The sequence below is a fragment of the Curtobacterium sp. MCJR17_055 genome, from assembly GCF_003224335.1.
Taxonomy (GTDB): Bacteria; Actinomycetota; Actinomycetes; order Actinomycetales; family Microbacteriaceae; genus Curtobacterium.
The window spans coordinates 115,241-136,374 of the sequence record NZ_QKLF01000006.1; the positions used below are offsets into that span (position 1 = coordinate 115,241).

The 21,134-nt window shown below is 72.8% G+C and carries 20 protein-coding genes; 9 read left to right on the top strand and 11 right to left on the bottom strand.

What is annotated here, in order from left to right; translation table 11 throughout:
* Nucleotides 1-37: 37 nt before the first annotated feature.
* Complete coding sequence (locus DEJ16_RS14250) at nucleotides 38-490, bottom strand: MarR family winged helix-turn-helix transcriptional regulator (protein ID WP_181419616.1); 453 nt, start codon at nucleotides 488-490, stop codon at nucleotides 38-40.
* A 136-nt stretch (nucleotides 491-626) separates the two neighbouring features.
* Here DEJ16_RS14250 and mvk point away from each other — a divergent pair, with 136 nt between their 5' ends.
* The 7 genes from mvk (at nucleotide 627) to DEJ16_RS14285 (ending at nucleotide 7,451) form a co-directional block, all read left to right on the top strand.
* Complete coding sequence (mvk, locus tag DEJ16_RS14255; protein ID WP_110825924.1) at nucleotides 627-1,643, top strand: mevalonate kinase; 1,017 nt, start codon at nucleotides 627-629, stop codon at nucleotides 1,641-1,643.
* Nucleotides 1,643-2,641: a diphosphomevalonate decarboxylase gene (mvaD, locus tag DEJ16_RS14260; protein WP_110825925.1), complete on the top strand. Its 999-nt coding sequence runs from the start codon at nucleotides 1,643-1,645 to the stop codon at nucleotides 2,639-2,641. The genes mvk and mvaD overlap by 1 nt, the downstream gene beginning before the upstream one ends.
* On the top strand, nucleotides 2,638-3,717 hold the full coding sequence (locus DEJ16_RS14265) for a phosphomevalonate kinase (RefSeq protein ID WP_110825926.1): 1,080 nt from the start codon (nucleotides 2,638-2,640) through the stop codon (nucleotides 3,715-3,717). Before mvaD ends, DEJ16_RS14265 begins: the two co-directional genes overlap by 4 nt.
* On the top strand, nucleotides 3,714-4,778 hold the full coding sequence (locus tag DEJ16_RS14270; protein ID WP_110825927.1) for a hydroxymethylglutaryl-CoA reductase: 1,065 nt from the start codon (nucleotides 3,714-3,716) through the stop codon (nucleotides 4,776-4,778). Before DEJ16_RS14265 ends, DEJ16_RS14270 begins: the two co-directional genes overlap by 4 nt.
* The gene (locus DEJ16_RS14275) at nucleotides 4,775-5,947 is read left to right on the top strand and encodes a hydroxymethylglutaryl-CoA synthase (RefSeq protein WP_110825928.1); all 1,173 of its coding nucleotides are present in this window, start codon (nucleotides 4,775-4,777) and stop codon (nucleotides 5,945-5,947) included. The genes DEJ16_RS14270 and DEJ16_RS14275 overlap by 4 nt, the downstream gene beginning before the upstream one ends.
* A gap of 110 nt (nucleotides 5,948-6,057) precedes the next feature.
* Nucleotides 6,058-6,546 (top strand): hypothetical protein, encoded by a 489-nt coding sequence (locus DEJ16_RS14280; RefSeq protein ID WP_110825929.1) that lies wholly within the window; start codon nucleotides 6,058-6,060, stop codon nucleotides 6,544-6,546.
* Complete coding sequence (locus DEJ16_RS14285) at nucleotides 6,546-7,451, top strand: hypothetical protein (protein ID WP_110825930.1); 906 nt, start codon at nucleotides 6,546-6,548, stop codon at nucleotides 7,449-7,451. The genes DEJ16_RS14280 and DEJ16_RS14285 overlap by 1 nt, the downstream gene beginning before the upstream one ends.
* A 145-nt stretch (nucleotides 7,452-7,596) precedes the next feature.
* Here DEJ16_RS14285 and DEJ16_RS14290 read toward each other — a convergent pair whose 3' ends face one another.
* Complete coding sequence (locus DEJ16_RS14290) at nucleotides 7,597-8,142, bottom strand: hypothetical protein (RefSeq protein ID WP_146232900.1); 546 nt, start codon at nucleotides 8,140-8,142, stop codon at nucleotides 7,597-7,599.
* Nucleotides 8,143-8,210: 68 nt separating this feature from the next.
* On the bottom strand, nucleotides 8,211-10,076 hold the full coding sequence (locus DEJ16_RS14295) for a sugar-binding domain-containing protein (protein ID WP_110825932.1): 1,866 nt from the start codon (nucleotides 10,074-10,076) through the stop codon (nucleotides 8,211-8,213).
* A 52-nt stretch (nucleotides 10,077-10,128) separates the two neighbouring features.
* Here DEJ16_RS14295 and DEJ16_RS14300 point away from each other — a divergent pair, with 52 nt between their 5' ends.
* Nucleotides 10,129-11,154, top strand: a complete 1,026-nt coding sequence (locus tag DEJ16_RS14300) for a LacI family DNA-binding transcriptional regulator (protein ID WP_110825933.1) — start codon at nucleotides 10,129-10,131, stop codon at nucleotides 11,152-11,154.
* Nucleotides 11,155-11,187: 33 nt separating this feature from the next.
* Here DEJ16_RS14300 and DEJ16_RS14305 read toward each other — a convergent pair whose 3' ends face one another.
* Nucleotides 11,188-11,976, bottom strand: a complete 789-nt coding sequence (locus DEJ16_RS14305; RefSeq protein ID WP_110825934.1) for a TetR/AcrR family transcriptional regulator — start codon at nucleotides 11,974-11,976, stop codon at nucleotides 11,188-11,190.
* An 86-nt stretch (nucleotides 11,977-12,062) separates the two neighbouring features.
* On the opposite strand from DEJ16_RS14305, the gene DEJ16_RS14310 reads away from it, so the two are divergent.
* Nucleotides 12,063-12,887 (top strand): NmrA family NAD(P)-binding protein, encoded by an 825-nt coding sequence (locus DEJ16_RS14310; RefSeq protein ID WP_110825935.1) that lies wholly within the window; start codon nucleotides 12,063-12,065, stop codon nucleotides 12,885-12,887.
* A 21-nt stretch (nucleotides 12,888-12,908) separates the two neighbouring features.
* On the opposite strand, the gene DEJ16_RS14315 is transcribed toward DEJ16_RS14310, so the two are convergent.
* The 7 genes from DEJ16_RS14315 to DEJ16_RS14345 all read right to left on the bottom strand — a co-directional run bounded on the left by DEJ16_RS14315 (nucleotide 12,909) and on the right by DEJ16_RS14345 (nucleotide 21,091).
* Nucleotides 12,909-15,317: a glycoside hydrolase family 31 protein gene (locus DEJ16_RS14315; RefSeq protein ID WP_258366001.1), complete on the bottom strand. Its 2,409-nt coding sequence runs from the start codon at nucleotides 15,315-15,317 to the stop codon at nucleotides 12,909-12,911.
* A gap of 52 nt (nucleotides 15,318-15,369) precedes the next feature.
* Nucleotides 15,370-16,266 (bottom strand): carbohydrate ABC transporter permease, encoded by an 897-nt coding sequence (locus DEJ16_RS14320; RefSeq protein WP_110825936.1) that lies wholly within the window; start codon nucleotides 16,264-16,266, stop codon nucleotides 15,370-15,372.
* Complete coding sequence (locus tag DEJ16_RS14325) at nucleotides 16,263-17,219, bottom strand: carbohydrate ABC transporter permease (protein WP_110825937.1); 957 nt, start codon at nucleotides 17,217-17,219, stop codon at nucleotides 16,263-16,265. The genes DEJ16_RS14320 and DEJ16_RS14325 overlap by 4 nt, the downstream gene beginning before the upstream one ends.
* A 43-nt stretch (nucleotides 17,220-17,262) precedes the next feature.
* Nucleotides 17,263-18,567, bottom strand: a complete 1,305-nt coding sequence (locus DEJ16_RS14330) for an ABC transporter substrate-binding protein (protein WP_258366002.1) — start codon at nucleotides 18,565-18,567, stop codon at nucleotides 17,263-17,265.
* Nucleotides 18,568-18,658: 91 nt separating this feature from the next.
* A complete protein-coding gene (locus DEJ16_RS14335; protein ID WP_110825938.1) occupies nucleotides 18,659-19,339 on the bottom strand; it encodes a hypothetical protein in 681 nt (226 codons plus the stop codon).
* Nucleotides 19,340-19,395: 56 nt separating this feature from the next.
* A complete protein-coding gene (locus DEJ16_RS14340) occupies nucleotides 19,396-20,208 on the bottom strand; it encodes a fructosamine kinase family protein (protein WP_110825939.1) in 813 nt (270 codons plus the stop codon).
* 34 nt (nucleotides 20,209-20,242) lie between these two features.
* Entirely contained in the window at nucleotides 20,243-21,091 is an 849-nt protein-coding gene (locus DEJ16_RS14345) for a LysR family transcriptional regulator (protein WP_110825940.1), read from the bottom strand.
* Nucleotides 21,092-21,134: the final 43 nt, after the last annotated feature.

The following is a 21,134-nucleotide window of genomic DNA, read 5'->3' on the forward strand; positions in this document are numbered from 1 at the left end:
TCTGGTCAGTGGGGACCGAGGTCAGTGGGGACCGAGGTCAGCGGGTCAGCGGGGCCGCGGTGGCCGCCGCGCGGTGCATCGTCTCGGTGAGGCGCTGCAGCGTCGCGATGAGGTCGGCGGCGGACTGCTCGTCGGGCAGCCCGGTGCCGGCGGCGACGCGGGCGGGGACGTGCGCGAGTTCGGCGCGGAGGGACCGGCCGCGCTCGCCGGTCGTCACGGTGACCACGCGCTCGTCGTCACTGCGGCGCTCGCGACGGACGAGGTCGCCCTGCTCCATGCGCTTGAGGAGCGGCGAGAGGGTCCCGGAGTCGAGCTGCAGGTGGTCGCCGAGGCTCGACACGGTCTGGTCGCCCTCGACCCACAGCGTCACGAGCACGAGGTACTGCGGGTAGGTCAGGCCCCACGGCTCGAGCAGCGCGCGGTACGCCTGGGTCGTCGCCCGGGTCGCTGCGTAGAGGGAGAAGCACACCATCTCGTCGGTCACCGGCATGACGTCACTGTTGCACGCGACCGGGTTGTGCACAACCTGATCGGGACGACGTCCAGCCGACACACGGCATCCGTCCGCCGAGAGCGCACCGGACGGACGTCCGTCGTCGGGTCCGGTTAGGCTGGCCGGACCGACGATGACCAGCAACCACCCCGCCACCGCACCGACGACGACCACAGCGATCCCGCGAGTCGGCTCATCGGTGTCCCACGGCAAGACGATCCTGATCGGCGAGCACGCCGTGGTCTACGGCGCACCCGCGCTCGTGCTGCCGGTGACCGACGTCCGCGTGACGGCCACCGCGACGCCCCTGCCGGCGACGCACTCGTCCGGGGCGGAGCACGTGCTGGAATCCTCCGTCCACACGGGGCCGTTCGGCCTCGCGCCGGCCGCCGTGCTGCCCACGACGACCGCCGTCACCGCGACGCTCCGCCACCTCGCCGACCTCGGGTACCCGCACGCCGTGGACACCGCGTTCCACGTCCGGGTCGACAGCCAGGTGCCCACCGCCCGCGGGATGGGGTCGAGCGCCGCCGTCGCCGCGGCCGTGACCGCCGCGGTCGCCGACGCCCTGGGGGTCGTGCTCGACCGCGCCACCCACCACGACCTCATCCAGGCGTGCGAGCGCGTCGCCCACGGGCGCCCGTCCGGACTCGACGCCCGGGGGGTCGTCGCCGACGAGCCCGTCTGGTTCGAGCACGACGTCATCGAGCCGGTGCAACTCACCGGGCGCTTCGTCTTCGTCGTCGCCGACACCGGTGTCCCCGGACACACGCGCGAGGCCGTCGCGGCCGTCCGGGAACGCCACGACCGCGCCCCCGAGGTGGTCGACGCCGTCGTGCAGCGCATCGGGGACCTCGCCCGGGCAGCGCGGGGGACGCTCGTCGACGGCGACGCCCAGGCCCTCGGTGCCACCATGGACGCCGCGCACGAACTGCTCACCACCCTCGACGTGTCGAGCGGGGACCTCGATCGGCTCGTCGGCGCCGCACGCAGCGCGGACGCCCTCGGCGCGAAGCTCACCGGCGGGGGACGGGGCGGATGCGTCCTGGCCCTCGCCGCCGACGACGAGCACGCCACCCGCATCGTGACCGCACTGCGCGACGCGGGCGCCGCCGCCACCTGGACCACCTCGATCGGAGCCCGTGCCTGATGACCGCAACCGCCGTCGCGCACCCCAACATCGCGCTCGTGAAGTACTGGGGCAAGGCGGACGCCGACCTCGCGCTGCCCGCCACGGGCAGCGTCTCGATGGGCCTCGACGTCTTCCCCACCACGACCTCCGTCACGCTCGACGCCGACCGGGAGGCGCGTGACACGTTGACCCTGAACGGTCGCGTCGTCGACGACGGTGCGCTGGTGCGGGTCGAGCGCTTCCTCGACCTCGTCCGTGACCTGTCCGGCTCGGACGCCCGCGCCGCCGTCGTCTCGGAGAACACCGTGCCCACGGGCGCCGGACTGGCCTCGAGCGCATCGGGCTTCGCCGCCCTCGCCGTCGCCGCCGCGAGCGCGTACGGCCTCGACCTGTCGTCGCGGGACCTCTCCCGGCTCGCCCGCCGCGGTTCGGGCTCGGCCACGCGGTCGATCCCCGGCGGGGTCGCGGTCTGGCACGCGGGCGACGACGAGGGGTCCTTCGCCGAGACGATCCCCGCGCCGCCGATGGCGATGGTGGTCGTGACGATCGACGACGGCCCGAAGGAGATCGGCTCGCGCGAGGCCATGCGCCGGACGATCGCGACGTCGCCGTTCTACCCGGCCTGGGTGACCTCCACGACCGAGACCGTCCAGGACATGCTCGCCGCGTGCGCGGCCGGCGACTTCACCCGCATCGGCGAGCTGACCGAGAGCAACGCGCTCCGCATGCACGCCACCATCGAGGGCGCCTTCCCCCCGATCCGCTACCTGAACAGCCGCAGCGTCGCGGTCTTCGACGCCGTCGCCGCGCTGCGGGCCGACGGCCTCGAGGCCTACGCCACCGCCGACGCCGGCCCGAACGTCGTCGTGCTCTGCCGGCCGGGGGACCGTGCCCGCGTGGCCGCGTCCCTGGACGGGTTCGGCGCGGTCATCGAGTCCGGCACCGGACCAGCCGCTCACCTGGTCGGCTCCGAACGCCCGGGGGACCACCCCCGAGCAGAGGAGACCACCGCGTGACCGAGTTCCGAGCCCACGGCAAGCTGTTCGTGGCGGGCGAGTACGCCGTCGTCGAGCCGGGTCAGCCGTCCGTGCTGATCGCCCTCGACCGTGCGATCACCGCCCGCGTCTCCGAGGGGCACGAGGCCGGCAGCGTGCACTCCGAGGAGTACGGCAACCTCCCGCTGACGTGGACCCGTGCCGAGGACGGCCTCGCACTGGACCGCGAGCACCACCCCTACGACTACGTCATGGCGACGATCGACCTCGTCGAGAAGCTCCGCGCCGAGCTCGGGATCGCGCCGCGGTTCCACGACCTGCGCATCGCGAGCCAGCTCGACGACGCCAGCGGCCGGAAGTTCGGGCTCGGCTCGTCGGCCGCGGTGACCGTCGCGACCGTCGGCGCCCTCGACCGCTTCTACGGCCTCGGCCTGTCGCAGCGCCGACGCTTCATGGTGGCGCTGCTCGCGACAATCCGCGTGGCACCCCGCGCCTCCGGCGGCGACCTCGCGGCGAGCACCTTCGGCGGATGGCTCCGCTACAGCGCGCCCGACCGCGAGGTCCTGGCCGGCCTGCTCGACGAGCGGACAGTCTCGTCGATCCTCGACGACGACGACGCCTGGACCGGTTTCGACGTCGAGCACCTGCCCGCCCCGACCGACCTGCGGCTCCTCGTCGGCTGGACCGGGTCACCGGCGTCCACGACGAAGCTCGTCGGCGTCGTGCGTCGACACCGCGACGGTGACTACGCGGCGTTCCTCGACGCCAGCCGCGCCTGCGTCGACGACCTGACCACGGGCCTCCGGACCGGGGACGCCGAGCGCACGCTCGGCGCACTCCGGCGCGCCCGCGGCCTGCTGCAGGACCTCGGGACGTCCGTCGGCTCGCAGATCGAGACGCCGCGCCTCGCGACGCTCTGCGACGTCGTCGAGGCAGCCGGTGGCGCCGCGAAGCCGTCCGGGGCCGGTGGCGGCGACTGCGGGATCGCGCTCGTCCCCGCCGACAGCGACCCCGCCGACATCCTCCGCACCTGGGAGGCACACGACATCAGGCACCTCAGCGTCGCGGTGCAACCCGAGGAAGGGACCACGCGATGACCGACCTGCAGACCCCGATCCCCACGAAGTGGGTCGGACCGATCCGCGTCAGCGGCAACGCCGTCGAGGGCGAGCACGAGGTGCCCCTCGCGACGTACGAGTCCCCGCTCTGGCCGTCCGTCGGACGCGGCGCACGGATCTCGCGCATGGTCGAGGGCGGCATCGTCTCGACCGTCGTCGACGAGCGGATGACCCGCTCGGTGGTCGTCCGCGCCTCCAGTGCCGCCGCCGCGCACATGGCCGCCGGACGGATCCTCGCCCGCCAGGGCGACCTCGAGACCATCGTCACCGGGCAGAGCCGCTTCGCGAAGCTCATCGAGGTGCACCCGGAGATCGTCGGTGACCTGCTCTTCCTGCGTTTCGCCTTCACCACGGGCGACGCCTCCGGTCACAACATGGTCACGCAGGCCGCGGACACGCTCCTGCCGGCGATCCTGGCCTGGGAGCCCGAGCTGCGGTACGTGTCGATCTCGGGCAACTTCTGCTCGGACAAGAAGGCCACCGCGGTGAACGGCATCCGGGGCCGCGGCCGGAACACCATCGCCGAGATCGTCATCCCGGGCGAGGTCGTCGAGAAGCGCCTGCGGTCCTCCACCGAACGGATCGTCGAGCTCAACACGGCGAAGAACCTGGTCGGGTCGACGATCGCCGGGGCACTGCGCTCCGCGAACGCGCACTACGCGAACATGCTGCTCGGGTTCTACCTCGCCACCGGGCAGGACGCGGCGAACATCGTCGAGGGCTCCCAGGGCATCACGCTCGCCCAGGCCCGAGGCGACGACCTGTACTTCTCGTGCTCGCTCCCGCACCTCATCGTCGGCACGGTCGGCAACGGCAAGGGCAACGACCTGCCCGTCGTCGAGGACGCCCTCGTGCGACTCGGCTGCCGGGAGGACCGCGAGCCCGGCGCCAACGCCCGACGCCTCGCCGCGCTCTGCGCCGCCACCGTGCTCTGCGGTGAACTCTCACTGCTCGCCGCCCAGACGAACCCGGGCGAGCTCATGGCCGCACACGTCGCCATGGAGCGACGCGGCCACCGACCGGAAGGAGCGTCGGCATGACCACGCAACAGCCGCTCACCGTGGGCATCCACGACCTCGCGATCGCCACCGGCCACCACGTGCTCGACCTCGACGACCTCGCTGCCACCACGGGCGTCGACCCGGCGAAGTACCACGTCGGCATCGGTCAGGACGCCTTCAGCGTGCCCGCCCCCGACGAGGACATCGTCACCATGGGCGCCGCCGCCGCGAAGGAGGTCCTCGACCGTCACGGCGTGGAGGGCATCCGCACGGTGCTCTTCGCGACCGAGTCCGGCATCGACCAGTCCAAGGCCGCCGGGGTGTTCGTGCACGGGCTGCTCGGTCTGCCGACCAACGTCCGTGTCGTCGAGCTGAAGCAGGCCTGCTACGGCGGGACCGCCGCGGTGCAGATGGCCCTCGGCATCATCGCGCGGGACCCGGGTGAACGCGTGCTCGTGATCGCCGCCGACGTCGCCCGCTACGACGTCGAGACGGCCGCGGAGCCCACGCAGGGCGCCGGCGCGGTCGCGATGCTCATCGCCGCCGACCCGGACCTGGTCGAGCTCGAGCCGCAGTCCGGTCTGTTCACCGCCGACGTCGACGACTTCTGGCGCCCGAACGACCGCTCCACCGCGCTGGTGGACGGGCGGCTGTCGGTCACCGCGTACGTCGACGCCTTCATCGGGGCCTGGGACGACCTCGCCGCGCGCGGTGGCCCCGGCATCGAGGCGATCGACCGCTTCGTGCACCACCAGCCGTTCACGAAGATGGCGATCAAGGCGCACCGGAAGCTCGCACAGCACGTCGACGTCCCGTTCGAGGAGACCGAGCTCGCCGTCGGGTTCACGTACAACCGTCAGACCGGCAACACGTACACGGCGTCGCTCTGGATCGCCCTCGGCGCGCTGCTCGACCTGGACGACGACCTGGCCGGCGCCCGCATCGGCATGTTCAGCTACGGCTCCGGCAGCGTCGGTGAGCTCATGACCGGCGTCGTCCGGCCGGAGTACCGCGACCACCGCCGGACCGGACGCGTCGCCGAGCTGCTCGCGGCACGGGTCCCGCTGTCCGTCGAGGCGTACCGGGAGCTGCACGCCGCCGGTGCCGCGACGAGCGACGACGTCGAGCGTCCGCGCGTCACCGCGGGGCCGTTCCGCTTCGCCGGGGTCACCGGCGGTGCGCGGCACTACGAGGCGACCGGCGCCTGAGCCGGCCGGCCGCACACCGACCTGACCCGACCCCGGCCCGACGTGAGCGTCCCTCGGAGAGGGGTCGTGCCTCCCGGATCGGACCCGCACCCACGCCCTAGGCTTGCGGTGTGGACGCTGTCAGTGCCGGGGCGATCCGCGACGTCGTCGCGGTGCTCCCGAACGCGCCCCGCCTCCGTCACGTGGTCGACGCCGTCGCCGCACGGATCGGCAAGCCGATCCGCGTCGTGGACGTCCGCGGCCCGAGCTGGGGCGCCCTGACCGCGCTCGTGTCCCAGTCGCCCGACGCGGCGCTCGTGCTGCTGCCGCCGGGGTCGACGCCGCTCTACCGGATGCACTGCGTCCTGCACGAACTCGGCCACCTCGTGCGCGGGGACACCGGCGTGCCGGTCCCGCGGACCCAGCTCGACTTCGCCGCGTGGTCCGCCGGCGGCACCGTCTGCCACCGCTCGGTCGACGACGTCCAGCACACGCTCCCCGCACCCGCGGGTTCGTCCCTGCAGGGTGACGACGAGGAGTTCGCCGAGACCTTCGCGTACGAACTGGCCACGGTCCTCCTGTCCGGCACCGTGGGGGCGGACGAGCGGACCTACGGCTAGTGGGGGTCCTGCACGCCCTGGCGTTCTGGTGTGCCGCGGCGAGCTTCGCGATCCGCGCGCCCTCGATCGGACGGAACCCGCACGGGCGAGCGAGCTGGGCGGCCACCGGGGTGGGCGCGCTCGGGTTGCTGACGCTCGGCGCGGTCGTCCCGCAGCGGGACCTGGACGCGCTGCTCGGCGGCACCAACGTCGTGAACCTCGTGCAGAACCTCTGCGCGACGACGGCGTTCTGGTTGCTGTTCCGCGGCAGCGTGCGTGACGTCGACCGGCGTCCGGCACTGGCGCACCCGCTCGCCCTGGTGGCGATGCTCGTGTCCTTCACGGTGCCGTTCCTGTTCATCCGGGACCGCGGGGACACCGTCTTCACCTTCATCGTGGACGAGATCGACCAGACCGCCACCTGGCTGTACGCGTGCATCTACATGGCGTGTGTCGCCGCGATCACCGCCACCACCCTCGCCCGCGGAGTGCTCGGCAGCCGCGGGGCGCTCGTCGTGTTCCGGGTGGGGCTGTCCCTCGTCGCGATCGCGAGCGTCGAGGAGATCGCGTCCCTGACGGCCGACCACTTCGTGCTCGGGCCGGTGCTGCTCCGCGACGTCCTCCGGACCGCGTTCGACCCGCCGTTCTACCTGGGGATCGTGCTCATGGTCGCCGCGATGGCGTCGATGACCGTCCGGCGATGGGCCCGGGAGGCCCGGCTCCGCGGACACCGCATCCGTCTCGCCCGCATCGCCCGCCGCCTCGACCTGCGCGCACGCAGACGGCGAGGCGGTCTCCAGGTGCGCACCTACGACCTGCTCATCGCGATCCGGGACGCCGAGGTCCAGGGGCGGGAGCTCACGCCCGCGGAGACGGCGTCCGTGCGGTCCGCGGAGCTCATGCTCGCGAAGGACCTAACGGGGTGAGGCGGCGGGGTGGGGCGGCAGGGCCGCTGGCGTGTGACATGTCCCGCCTGGTAGCATGGGTGTGCTCGTTGCGTTGAGCTCCGAGAAGTGGACCCGAGACCCATCCGGACGGTTGTGGCGCTCGGGTCTCGCGTCTTCCCGGGCGTCACCGCGCGACGGTCCGGCAGTCGACCAGGTGGGTCACCCGGCGCCTCCAGTCCCCGCCCTTCGCCCATGCCGAGGCGAGCGCATCGGGCAGGGCGAGGAGGGGCTCCTCGCGAGCGGTGGCGTGCCGGTGCCGCAGCTGCGCTCCCTGCTGGTGCAAGGTATCGATGATCTGTCGGCGATCCCGGCGCTCCAGGGTCTCGTCACGCTCCAGACACAGCCCTGAACAGCCGGATCGCGTGAGGTCGATCACCAGTGCTCGGAGGCACGCCGCTCGACGGTCGACCTCGGACCGGCCGTCCTTCGGAGCGCGGTGGATGGTCGTCGAGGACGGGATGCTCGCGATTGCGTCCAGGATCATGCGACGACGCCCGTCGCTCTCCTTCGCCATGTGGAGGCGGTGCTGCCCCGGCAGGACGAGCGACCGGACCAGGTTCCGGGCTGCTCCGACGTCCCCGGGTTCGAGGAGCGTCGCTGCGAGCAGGTAGTCGCGCGCCTTCGACTCGTCGGCGAACGCCGCTCGTCCGGTCCCGCTCGTTGCTCGCACCGCCACCCTCCTCGCGGCGCAACACTCTACACATCACCGGAGTGGGTCGGAGGTGCACCCCGACGGGGTCACTGCCCGGTGACGGCCCGGCGGATCTGCTCGACGGGGACCTTCGGTGACCGGTCGGCGTTCAGCAGCCCGTTCGCCTCCTGCATCGTGTCCGTCAGCTGCGTCCAGCACGAGCCGGCGAGGAAGGTGCTGGCGCGGACGGCGTCGTGCAGCGCGGTGATGCGCTCGACCCAGTCGTCGCCGTCGGTGGCGGTCGTGTAGCCCCAGCCCTCCTCCCGGCGCCCGCCCGACTGGTGGCGCACCCCGCCGAACTCGGTGAGCATCACCGGCTGCCCCTGGTCCACGGCCCCGCCGACGAACTGTGGGTGGCCGGACGGGGCGAGTCCTTCGAGGGCACGGGTGCGGGCTGCGTCGTCCGCGTAGGTGCGCGCCAGCACCGCACCGTCGCCCTCGTAGTCGTGGATCGTCACGATGTCGGTGTCCTGCTGCTCCCAGCCGTCGTTCCCGATCACGGGGCGGGATGGGTCGAGCGCGCGCGTCAGGTCGACGAGGGCGCGGGAGTACGCCTGCTGCGCCGGGTCGGACACGACGTGCTGGATGCCCCACGACTCGTTGAACGGGACCCAGGTGACGATGGACGGGTGCGAGGCGTCCCGTTCCACGGCCGCGGTCCACTCCGCGGTGAGACGGCGGACGGCGGTGGGGGAGAACTCGTACGCGGCCGGTGCCTCGCCCCACACCATGAGGCCGAGGCGGTCCGCCCAGTGCAGGAACCGCGGGTCCTCGATCTTCTGGTGCATCCGTGCGGCGTTGAACCCCAGGGCCTTGATGAGTTCGACCTCCTGGCGGTGGGCGAGCGGGTGCGGTGCGGCCAGGTGCGACTCCGGCCAGAACGCCTGGTCGAGCACGCTGCGCACCGGGTACGGCGCACGGTTGAGCAGGAACCGGCCACCGCCGACGCCGACGCTCCGCATGCCGAGGTAGCTCGACACCGCGTCGAGCACGTGGCCGTCCTGGTCCACGAGGGTGAGCACGGCGTCGACCAGGCGTGGGTGCTCGGGCGACCAGGTCAGCTCGTCCTCGGCCTGGCCGTTGCGCTGCCGTGCGACCGGCACCGTCACGTCGAGGGTCGGCCGGCTCGCGGTGGCGTCCCAGTCGGTGGTCCCGAGGTCCTCGTCCCGTTCGTCGAACCGCAGGGCGACCCGCAGCCGCGATCCGGCCGGCACGCGGCCCCGGAACCGGACTGTCAACGCGGTCGCCGTGGGCCCCGCCGGCGACCACCGGAGGGAGCTGATCGCGGTGCGCGGCACGGCCTCCAGCCAGACCGGCTGCCAGATGCCGGTGGTGCGGCGGTACCAGATGGCGTGCGCGTCCTCGTGCCAGTCCTGCTTGCCGCGGGGGAGGGTGACGTCGGCGGGGTCGTCCTCGGCGCGGACGACGAGCAGGTGGTCGGTCACGCCGTCGGCGCCGTCGGTCAGCAGCGCGGTGACGTCGAACGAGAACGGCGTGTGCCCGCCCTCGTGCTCGCCGACGAACCGGCCGTCGATCCACACCTGCGCGCGGTGGTCGACGGCGCCGAAGTGCAGCACCAGGCGGGGGCGTGCGGTGCCGTGGCCGGCTGCCTCGAGTTCGGCGCGGCCGATCGTCCGCGCGTACCAGACCACGGGGTGGAACCCCGGGTCGCCGATCCCGGACGCCGGGGACTCTGGCGGGAACGGCACCGTGATCGCGCGGGGGGCCGGGAGGCCCGTGGCCCATCCCGAGTCCGCTCCGGAGTCGTCGTCGTCGTACCGGAAGGACCAGGTGCCGCTGAGGTCCGTCCAGTCGCGGCGGAGCATCTGCGGTCGGGGGTACCGGCCGTCCTGACGACTCGCGAGGGGGAGGTCGGTGACGTCGACGGGGACCGGGGAAGCGACGGTGCTCATGGTCGAGCAATTTACAGCGCTGTAAACGCAGCGTCAACGGTACGGTGAGCGCGTGGGCCAGGTCACGCTGCAGGACGTCGCGGAGCACGCCGGCGTCTCGATGAAGACCGTGTCCAACGTGGTCCGCGGGTACCGGCACGTCAGCGACGCCATGCGGGAGCGCGTGCAGCGGTCCGTCGACGAGCTCGGGTACCGGCCGAACGTCTCCGGGCGGAGCCTCGCCACCGGACGGACGAACATGCTCGCGTTCGCCTTCCCCGACCTCCGCCGTCCGTACTTCGCCGAGCTCGCGCACGTGTTCTCCCGCGTGTGCGCCGACCGCGGGTACCAGCTCCTGCTCGAGGAGACCGCCGGAGCGCCGGGCGGCGAGCTCTCCGCCGTCCGTGGGCGTGAGGCGGGCGTCGTCGACGGCGTCGTCATCCACCCCCAGGTCCTCACACCGGTCGAGATCGACCGGGCGCGCGGGGACACCGCCGTCGTGTTCTTGGGCGAGGACGTCCGACCCCCGGGCGGCGACCTCGTGGCCATCGACAACGTCCTGGCCGCGTCCGAGGCCGTCGCGCACCTCGCCGCACTCGGGCGACGCCGCATCGGGTTCCTCGGGCACGAGGTGGGCGAGCAGTCCCGCACCTCGGCCTTCCGCATGGAGGGGTACCGCGACGGCCTGGCCGCTGCCGGCCTGCCGTTCGACCCGTCGCTGTGCGTGCCGCGCGAAGTCGGCGACGCCCGCGGGGCCGAGCAGGCCTTCGGACGCGCGCTCGACCACGGCCTCTCGATCGACGGGCTGCTCTGCCGGGACGACCTCGCCGCGGTCGGCGCCCTCCGTGCGATGCGGTTGCGCGGGCTCGAGGCGCCGCGCGACGTCGCCGTCGTCGGGTGGGACGCCATCGGCCTCGCCGCGAGCCTGGTGCCGAGTCTGACCTCGGTCGCGCCGGACACCGTCGCGCTCGCCGAGGCGGCACTCGACCGGTTGCAGGAGCGCATCGCCGGTCGGCCGGGCGAGGGGCGTGCCGTGACCGTCGGGCACCGGATCCTGGTCGGGGAGAGCGCGCCCTACCCGGACGGGTCCGTCGACTGACGGGAGGCCCCACCCGAGTAGACCGGGAGGTGCTCAGTCCTCGTCGTGGCCGGATCCGCCCTGCTCTCCGCGTCGGCCACGGTGGCCGGGCTCGCCCTCGTGGTCGACGACGCGGTCCAGCCACTCGGCGAGGACCGACCGTTCGGCCGGGGACAGGGCCGTGAGGTCCGGCGCGACCGACCGGAGGGTGAGCGCGGCCGTCCGGGTCGCGGACGGCCCGTCCGGCGCCGCCCCGCTCGGGTCGGGCGTGCAGATCTGCGTCATGACGGCCGCGAACGCGGCGTCGGCGAGGGCGGGGTCCCGCTCGCCCTCGGGCTCCTCGAGGAGGGTGAGCACGGCGCCCGTGCCGGCCGCGTGCAGGAGCCGGACGGCGTCGCGCTCGCGGACCGCGAGCCTCCCGGCCGCTGCGACGCGGCGAAGACGGTCCTCGAGCAGGCGGAGCCCCGCGGCGACGGCCGGTGACCCGTTGCCCCGTCGCGGGTCGCTCATGATGACGAAGAGGTCGGGGTTGTCGAGCCCGAAGCCGATCGTCAGGTCCCAACCCGTGCGGAGGTCGGCGACGGGGTCGACCTCGTGCTCGGCGGCTGCGTGGACGGCATCGGCCTTCGTCCGACCGAACTCGGTCATCGCGTGTTCCGCGACGGCGTCGAGCAGGCCGTCCTTGTCGCCGAACAGGCGGTAGATCGTCGGCGGTTGCACGTGCGCGCGGTCCGACACCGCCCGGGTCGTGACACCGGCCGCTCCGTCCCGGCGCAGGAGTTCCGCGGCGGCGGTCACGATCCGGTCGCGGACGTCGGCGCGGGGCACGGGGGCATCGGGCATGGATCAACGATAACGACTCCTTGCTACCGCTGTGTTTCCGGTGGTACGTTCGTTCTGTTACCACCGTTAGCACGAAGGAGGCATCGATGATCACCGTCACCGGAGCGACCGGCGCCCTGAACGGCGCGACGACCGACCACCTGCTCGAGTGGCTGCCCGCATCGGAGGTCACCGTCGTCACCCGTGACCCGGCCCGAGCCGCACGGTTCGCCGAGCAGGGCGTCACCGTCCGGCAGGGCGACTACGACGACCCCGACGGACTGCGGTCCGCCTTCGCCGGTGCCGACCAGCTCCTGCTCGTCTCGTCGAACGACCCTGCCGGCGACACGATCGGCCAGCACCGCAACGCGGTCGACGCCGCGGTGGCAGCCGGGGTCGGACGGGTCCTCTACACGAGCCACCAGGGAGCCGGTGCCGGCTCGCCGTTCCTGCCGGCCCGGCACCACGCCGCGACCGAGGACATGCTCGCCGCGTCCGGGCTGCCGTGGACCTCGCTGCGGAACGGCTTCTACGCGCACAGCATCCAGTGGATGACCGGACCGTGGCAGGCCACGGGTGTCGTGTCGGTACCGGCCGACGGGCCGGTGTCCTGGACCGCCCGCGAGGACGCCGCCGAGGCCGCCGCGCAGATCCTCCTCGCGGCGGAACCCCTCGACGGCCCGGTGACGCTCACGGCGAGCGAGGCACCGACGTTCGAGGACCTGGCGCGCACCGCCGCAGCGGTGTCCGGTACGCCGGTGCGCTTCGAGGTCGTGGACGAGGACGAGTGGGTCGCCCGCGCGGTCGCCGGCGGACAGGACGAGCGCATGGTGCGCTTCCTGCTCGGCATGTACCAGGCGGCGGCGCAGGGCCGGTTCGCGGGCACGGACCCGCTGCTCCGCGACCTGCTCGCGCGGATGGTGGCGGCCTGACGGACCGCGGCGAGCCCGTCGTCAGCGCCCGTCCGGCTGCACGCTCCCCAGCAGCTCGACCAGGGCGCTCCGCAGGGAGTCCGGCAGCCCGACCGTCTCGAGCTCGACGATCCGGTCGGCCCGCGGCACGTCGCGGTCCACGATCTCCCACGCGGTGAGCTTCTCGGGGTTCCCGGCCTGGGCGCGCTCGAGCAGCTCCCGCGCGGCGTCCCGTGCGTCGACGCCGACCGACGGGGGACCGGCCAACGTGAGGAACGCGCCCTCGTCGGTGGGGACGTCGAGGTCGACCGAGAACCGGTCGGGCCGGACGACCGCGGCCTCCTGCCCGGCGGCGGGCGACCCGAGGAACGTGACGCGCCACCGTCGACGGACCGGGACGACGTCGACGTCCCCGACCGCCGCGTCGACGCGGAACGAGGCGGTGTCCCGGTCCCAGGTGAGCGTCGTCCGGCAGGCACCGGTGCCGTCGGCGCCGGAGGGTCCCGCGGATCCGCCGGTGTCCTCCTGCCCGGACGTGTCCTCGCGGTCCTCGACGAGCGTGAAGCTGCCGGAGGCCCCGGGCGCGACGAGCACCTCGAGCGCGGCCGGGTTCACCGTCGCGTCGACCTCCTCCGGTGCGGCGAGCGGCAGGATCCCGCCGGCCCGCAGCAGCACGGGGATCGTGTCGAGCGTCCGGTGCAGGTCGACGAAGCGGTCCCCGGCGTAGGTGGTGCCCGTGAACACGTCCGTCCAGGTCCCGGCCGGCAACCAGGCGCGGGCGTGCCCACGCAGGGTCACCGGGTCACGCGGTTCGACGATCGGCGCGACGACCAGCTCGGTGCCGAAGGCGTACTCGTTCGGGACGCGGTACGCCTCGTCCCGGTGCGGCTCGAGGTGGTACATCGGCCGGACGAGCGGGGTGCCGTCCGCGGCGAGGTGGTTCATGGTGTGCAGGTACGGCACGAGGCGGTGCCGGAAGCGCAGGGCGTCGCCCATCGCCGCCCGCGGTTCGGCGGGGAAGACCCACGGCTCCTTGCGGATGAAGGGGTTGTTCGCCGAGTGCAGGCGCATGATCGGCGAGAACACGCCGAACTGCACCCACCGTGTCGCGAGTTCGTCGTCCCGGACCCCGCGGGTGTGCCCGCCGATGTCGTGACTCCACCACGGGTAGCCGATGTTCGCGGCGGTGGCGGTGAACTCCGGCTGGAACGCCAGGGACGCCCACGAGACGACGGCGTCCCCGGAGAACCCGACGGCGTAGCGGTGGCTGCCCGGTCCGGCGTAGCGGGAGAACGTCATGCCGCCGCCGCCGTCACGGGCCGAGTCGAGCAGGTGGAAGTGGTTGAGCACCCAGAGCGGGTCGACCCCCGGGACGGAGGACGTCCGGCCCTGCTGCCAGTCGATCCACCAGAAGTCGACGCCCTGCTCCTCGAGGGGACGGTGCAGCACCTCGAGGTACGCGCGGAGGAAGTCCGGGTCGGTGGGGTCGAACGGGATCGCCTGCTCGGTGTCCGGGTCGACCCCCATCGCCGCGGCCATCGCGGGGTAGGCGTCCTCGAACGCCCGAACGCCGTCCGCGGGGTGCAGGTTGAGCGTCGTGCGCATCCCGCGCCGGTGCAGCTCGGCCAGGAACGCTGGCGGGTCGGGGAAGAGCGAGGGCTCCCACGAGTAGCCGGTCCAGCCGTTGCCGAACCGGGACGGGACGGACTCCACCCGGTGCCAGTCCATGTCGATCACGGCGACGGAGAGCGGCAGGCGCTCCTCGTCGAACCGGTCGAGGAGGGCCAGGTACGACTCGTCCGAGTACGGGTGGTAGCGGCTCCACCAGTTGCCGAGCGCCCACCGGGGCATCAGGGTCGGCGGCCCGGACACCGCGTGGAACGCCCGGAGCGCCGCGGCGTAGTCGCGCCCGTACGCGAAGACGCTGACGTCCCGCCGGCCGGGGACCCGGCTGCCGACCCAGCCGTCGTCCTCGAACAGGAACGACTCGCTGTCGTCCAGCATGACGATGCCGTCGCGCGCCAGGACGCCGGACTCGAGCGGCATCCGCCCGTCCACGTCGTCGAGGGTGCGTCCGGTGCCACCCAGGTCACGGGCCTCCTGGCCGTAGCGCCAGCGGTTGGCGTCGGGTCCGGAGGTCTCGACGACCAGGCCGGCCGACGAGAACGGCCGCCCGTCGTACCGCAGGGTCGCACGGTCGGTCGTCACCTCGACGCCCGCGCCGCGGCGCAGCACCGTGTACTCGGGCACCTCGAGCCGCCGGCGCACGGCGAACGTCGAGGCGCGGTCCTCGAAGCCGCCGTCCTCGCTCCACTCGACCCGGAACAGGCCGTCCTGCAGGACCGTGACCCGCCAGTGGTCGCCGTGCACGACGGCCTCGGCGGAGGCGACGGGGTCGGATCCGGGGAAGGGGCGGATGGTGGGCAGGGGGCCGGGAGGGGGTGTGGTCACGCTGGTGGTCCTGTCTCGGCCGTTCCGGCCGGTGTCGGTCTGGAGGCTCGGTTCAGCTCTTGACGGCGCCCTGCGTCACGCCGCTGATCACCCAGCGCTGCGCGAACAGGTAGACGATGACGGTCGGCGCCATCGCCATGAGGTACGAGGCGAACGCGACGTTGTAGTTCGTGCCGAACTGGCTCTGGAAGATGTTCTGCACCACGGGCAGCGTCTGCAGCCCCGGGTCCGCGGTGATGAGCGACGGCATCATGAAGTCGTTCCACGAGGCGAGGAAGGCGAAGATGCCGACGGTCGCGTTCATCGGTCCGAGCAGCGGCAGGATGATGCGCCAGAAGATCTGCCACGTGGAGGCGCCGTCGATGCGGGCGCTCTCCTCGAGTTCGACCGGGATGGAGCGCAGGAACGCCGAGTAGAGCAGCACGCTGAACGACAGTTGGAACATGGCGTGCAGGATCGCGACGCCGATGGGGTTGTCGAGCGAGATCATCGCGGTGAGCTTGATCTGGGGGAGCGCCACGACCGGGAACGGCAGGAACATCGCCGCGAGCAGGTACACGAACGACCAGCGGAAGAAGCGGCGGTGCCAGTTCCGGACGATGGCGTACGAGGCGAACGAGCTGAGCAGGAGCGTCGCGACGACGGTGAGTGCGGCGACGCCGAGCGACACCGAGAACGAGACCGGGAAGCGGGTGAGCGCCCACGCCTCGGCGAAGCTCGCCGGGTTGAACGGGGTCGGCAGGGACAGCGCGTTGCCGTCGACCGCCTGCGCGCTCGTCTTGAACGCCATGGCGACCGTGACGTACAGCGGGACGAGGACGGTCAGGGACGCGAGCGCCAGGATGATCGTCAGCGGCCAGTTGACGCGCTCGAGGCGGCGGCGGCGCGGCTGGTCGGGGGCGGTGCGGGCGGCTGCGGTGGCCGGGGACCGGGTGTCGATGGCGCTCATGCGAGTCGGAGGTTCCTTCCGCGCGTCACTGCGAGCTGCAGGACCGAGATGAGGACGGTGATGATGAAGAAGACGGTCGCGTTGGCCATCTGGTAGGCGTAGTCACCGCTGGTGAAGCCGGTGAAGATCGTCATCGCGACACTGCTCGTCGCGGAGCCGGGCCCGCCGTTCGTCAGGCCGACGATGACGTCGTAGGCGCCGAGGTAGCCCTTCACGCCGAGCACGGTGTTGATGACGATGAAGCCACCGATGAGCGGCAGGGTGATCGACCGGAGCTGCTTCCACGTCCCGGCGCCGTCGAGGGAGCTGGCCTCGTACACGTCGGCCGGGATCGAGGTGAGTCCGGCGGTGTAGATGAGGAGCGCGCCCGGGATGGTCTGCCACGCCGAGACGATGACGATGGCGAGCCACGCCAGGTTCGGGTCGCCGAGGATGCTCTGCTCGAGCGGGCCGAACCCGACCGACGTGGCCAGGGCCGGCAACGTGTTCGAGAACAGGTAGTTGAAGACGTAGGCGACGATGATGCCGGACACGACCATCGGGATGACGAACACCGACCGCAGACCCGCGGCGAAACGGACCCGCTTGGACAGGGCGATGGCGAGCGACAGCGCGATCGTCTGCGTGACGATGACGGTCACCACCGCGAAGCCGAGCGTGAACCCGTACGACCCGAGGATCGCCGGGTCGGACACGAGTGCGCGGTAGTTCTCGATGCCGAGGAAGTGCCACTGCCCGAACCCGAGGTAGTCCGTGAAGCTGTAGAAGATGCCGACGCATGCCGGCGCGACGACGAACGCCGTGAACAGCACGAGGGCGGGCACGAGGAACAGGTAGTACATGCCCTCGGTGCGGTGCAGAGAGCCGACGCGGCGGTGGACGCGGGTCGCTGCGGTGGCGGGGCCGGGACGGGGGTCCTCGGTCTCGGGGGTCAGGGGGGTCTGCATGGTCATGATCGCTCCTGGGGTCCGGTCCGGCTGTTCCTGGTCGCGCCGGTCAGACCGTCGCCGAGCGGCCGGCGAGTCGTCGCCAGTCGGTGTCGAGCCGCCGCAGCATCGAGTCGAAGTCGCCGCTGCGGATGGCGGTCTGCAGGTAGTTGCCGAGCGGGATGGAGGTGGGGATGAAGGTGCCGGCACCCTGGTAGAACGCGCCGTCGTCGACGTACTGCTGCAGCCCCTCGAGTCGCTCGTCGGTCTGCGGGGGAGCGTCCTCGGTGGTCGAGAACGCCAGGTTGTCGCGGTTGTAGGCGTTGATCACGTCGGGCTGCATGAGGAACTCGACGAGCTCCTGCGCCTGCTCGAGGTGCGGGGTCGTGGTGGGGATCCACAACCCGAGGTCGATGTTGACCCGGGCTCTGCGGTCGCCCGGGTCGTTCGAGACGGGCAGGGCGAACGTGCCGACCGGCAGTCGGTCGTCCACCAGGGCGATCTGCCCGAGCGCCCACGGTCCCTGCAGGTACATCGCCGCCTTGCCCTGCCCGAAGGCGAGGTTGCCGTCCGCGTAGGACCGGGTGGCGTGGTCGGGGTTGAAGAACGACGAGATGGTCTTCGCGCGCTCCATGGGCAGGGCGAAGTCCTTCTCGAACGACACCTCGGCGTCCGGCCCGACGTCGGTCCCGAGGGCCTTCATCTTCCGGAAGAACGAGCCGGTGTCCACCAGGCTCCCGACCGAGTAGTCGAACAGGCCCTGCCAGAGTGTCCAGGTGTCCCGGTCGGTCGCGTACACCGGGGTGATGTCGGCCTTCCGGAGCGCGGTGCAGACGTCCACGAACTCGTCCCACGTGGTCGGGACCGGCAGGCCCTGCTCGGCGAAGATGCGCTTGTTGTAGATGACGCCGGCCGCCGCGAGCGAGAACGGCAGCACGCTGGTGCGGTCCTCGTACTTCGCGTACTGGTTCGTCAGGCCGTCGATGCTCTTCCGCACCCGGCCCGCGGACGGCAGGTCGCTCAGGTCACGGAGCACACCACGTTCGATGTAGCGCGCGAGTTCGAGGTTGTCGTTGAAGCAGCCGACGTCCGCGGGCTCACCGCGGACGAACTGCGGGGCGATGGCGCCGGTGCTGTCGTGCACGACGCGCATGCCGGGGTTCTCCCGCTCGAAGCGGCGGAGCAGGTCGTCGAAGTAGGCGATGACCTCCTGCTTCTGCTCGTAGAAGCGCAGGGTGCTGCCACCCGCCGCGGTGCTGCCTGCCGAGGGGGCCGAGCACCCGGCGAGCGCCAGCGTGCCGAGCCCGCCGACCGTGCCGGCGAGGAACCCGCGCCGACTGAGTGCCGTCCGTGCCGTTGTGCTGCCCATGACCATGGTCACTCCCTTTCGCGCTCCATCGCGCCAGCCCAGTTTTACAGCGCTGTAAACGCAAAGTCAACGCCGAAGTCGCGTTCTCCGGGGAGGGTCAGGGGAGGGACGAGCCGCGGGGCTCCGGTGCGTGCTGGAGCTCCTGCCGCAGGGACCGGACGGCCCGCATGAGCTCGTCCTGCTTCCGAGCGCTGGCGCCGAGCGGCGATCCCAGCGCGGGGCGCGCGATCACCCCGAGGCGTCCTGCCCCCGTGACGAGGGCGAGCGACCAACCGCTCTGCCCGGTGATGGTCCTGCGCTCGTCGGGTTCGACGTCGCGGAGGTCAACCCACGGGATCTCGACGACGGGCTCGGCCTGGTCGGGTGTCCACGCGTGCAGCCCGACCTCGTCGACGGTCCAGAGCGCCGGTCGCGCCCGACGGCGGGGAGCGATGCCGAACGCGGCGAGGTCACCGCGGAGGTTCACGTGTGCCGGCAGGAACAGGCGCGGCCGCACCTGCCACGCCCGGGCACGGGCCAGCGCGGCACGGTCGCGACGGCGGTACCGGGCGGTGCCGACCGCGAGCGCGACCGCGGCGAAGAGGAGGAACCAGGGCAGCAGCCAGCCCCGACTGCTGCGGCCGTCGCCGGACCCGACACCGACCCCGCTGGAGAGCTCGAGCGCGATGCCGGCGAGCCCGAGCACGCCGAGGACCGCGACGGCGACGACGGTCTTCCGTACGGGCGGGAAGGCGCCGTCGCGGAGTCGCTGCATCCAGGGTTCGGGGACGGAGGTCATCTCCCCAGCCTGGCAGGGGGATGGCCACCCGTCCGGCCTGGATGCGGTCCGGGCCGTCAGGCGTAGCGGCGGGCGGCGCGCAGTGCGGCGTCGGTGTACGAGCCACCGAACAGGAACACGTGGAGCAGGAGCGGGGCGAGCTGGTGCAGCGCCACGCGGTCCTGCCACCCGGGCGCGAGCGGCGACTCGTCGTCGTACGCGGCCAACACGGTCCCGAGCTCCGGGAGGCCGAACAGTGCCAGCAGCGCCAGGTCCGTCTCCGCGTGACCGCCGTGCGGGGTCGCGTCGATGAGCACGGCGCCGGTCGGTGCGTCCGCCTCTCGCGGCCAGAGCACGTTCCCGGCCCAGAGGTCGCCGTGCAGTCGGGCCGGACCGTCCCCGACGAGCGCCGGCTGCGGGGACCCGAGCGAGCCGTCCTCCAGGCGGTCGCAGACCCGCTCGAACACGGCGGCCTCGGCACCGTCGTACCCGCCGGCGTCGACGATCCGCTCGACGAAGTCCCGGATCCGGTACTCGGCGAAGAACGCGCCCCAGGACGTCGGCGCCTCGGACGCGGGGACGAACGGTGTGCGCGAGCGGCCCATCCGCAGCGGACCGTTCGCCGGGAACCCGGGCGACGGGGCACCCCAGTGCGCGGCACCGGCGGCGTGCGTGTGGGCCAGCGAGCGACCGAAGCGCGCCGCCTGCGCACGGGTCGGGGTCCCGTCGGCGATGAGCTCCAGTTCGAGCAGGGTCGGGTGTGGACGCCCCAGGACGCGGGCGATCCGGGTGCCACCGGTCTCCTCGGCCTCGGCGAGCCACTCGAGGCCGGCCGCCTCGGCGGCGGCCTCGTCCGGGTCCGTGAAGGTCTTCGTGTGCGTCGAGGCCATCACCCCATCCTGCCGACCGGGGACGGCTCCGGGTTCAGACGGCGTCGACCAGGGCCCGGGCGAGGGGGTGCCACGGCCGCGAGGACGGCCCGCTCAGCACCAGCGTCCGCTGGTACCCGGGCGACATCGGCAGCATGACGAGGTCCGGCGGCAGCATCACGCGGCCGAGCGTCGGCACGATCGAGACGCCCTCGCCGCGCTGGATCATGCCGAACATCGTGCTCATCTCCCGCACGCGGTGGGCGTAGCGGAACGGCTGTCCGGCCCGCTCGTGCATGAGCTGGATCTGGTGCTCGCAGCCACCGCCGCCCGCGACCAGGCCGTCCTCGTGCAGGTCGTCGAGGGTCAGCGCCGGGAGCTCGGCCAGCGGGTGGTCCCGGCGGACGACGGCGGCCATCTCGTCCTGTGCGACGACGACCCCGCCGTCCGGTACCGCGGTCGGGTCGACGAGCACCGCGGCGTCGACCGTGCCCGCTTCGAGCCACTCCGGCATCTCGTCGTCGTCGCCCTCGTACACCTGCACGTCGACGTCCGGCAGCGTGACCGCCCAGACCGCGCGGAGCCGGGGGAGCAGCCCCTGGCACACCGTCGGGACGGCGGCGAGGCGCACGGTGCCGCGTGCCGGGGCGGGCCGCACCACGGCCTCCAGGGCGTCGACCGAGGCGAGCACGCTCCGGGCGTGGGCGAGCAAGCGGTCGCCGAGCGGCGTCGGCGCGGTGGCGGCGCCGCGGAGCACGACCGGGCCGCCCACCTCGCGTTCGAGTCCGGCGACCGCGTGCGAGACGGCCGACTGCCCGACACCGAGCGCGAGCGCGGCCGCGGTGAAGGAGCCCGCGTCGACGGTCGCGACGAACGCGCGGAGCTGGGGGAGCGATACGGTCATGCGCTTCCTTCATGACGGCATGAGCGTCATGCGTTTGCCGCAT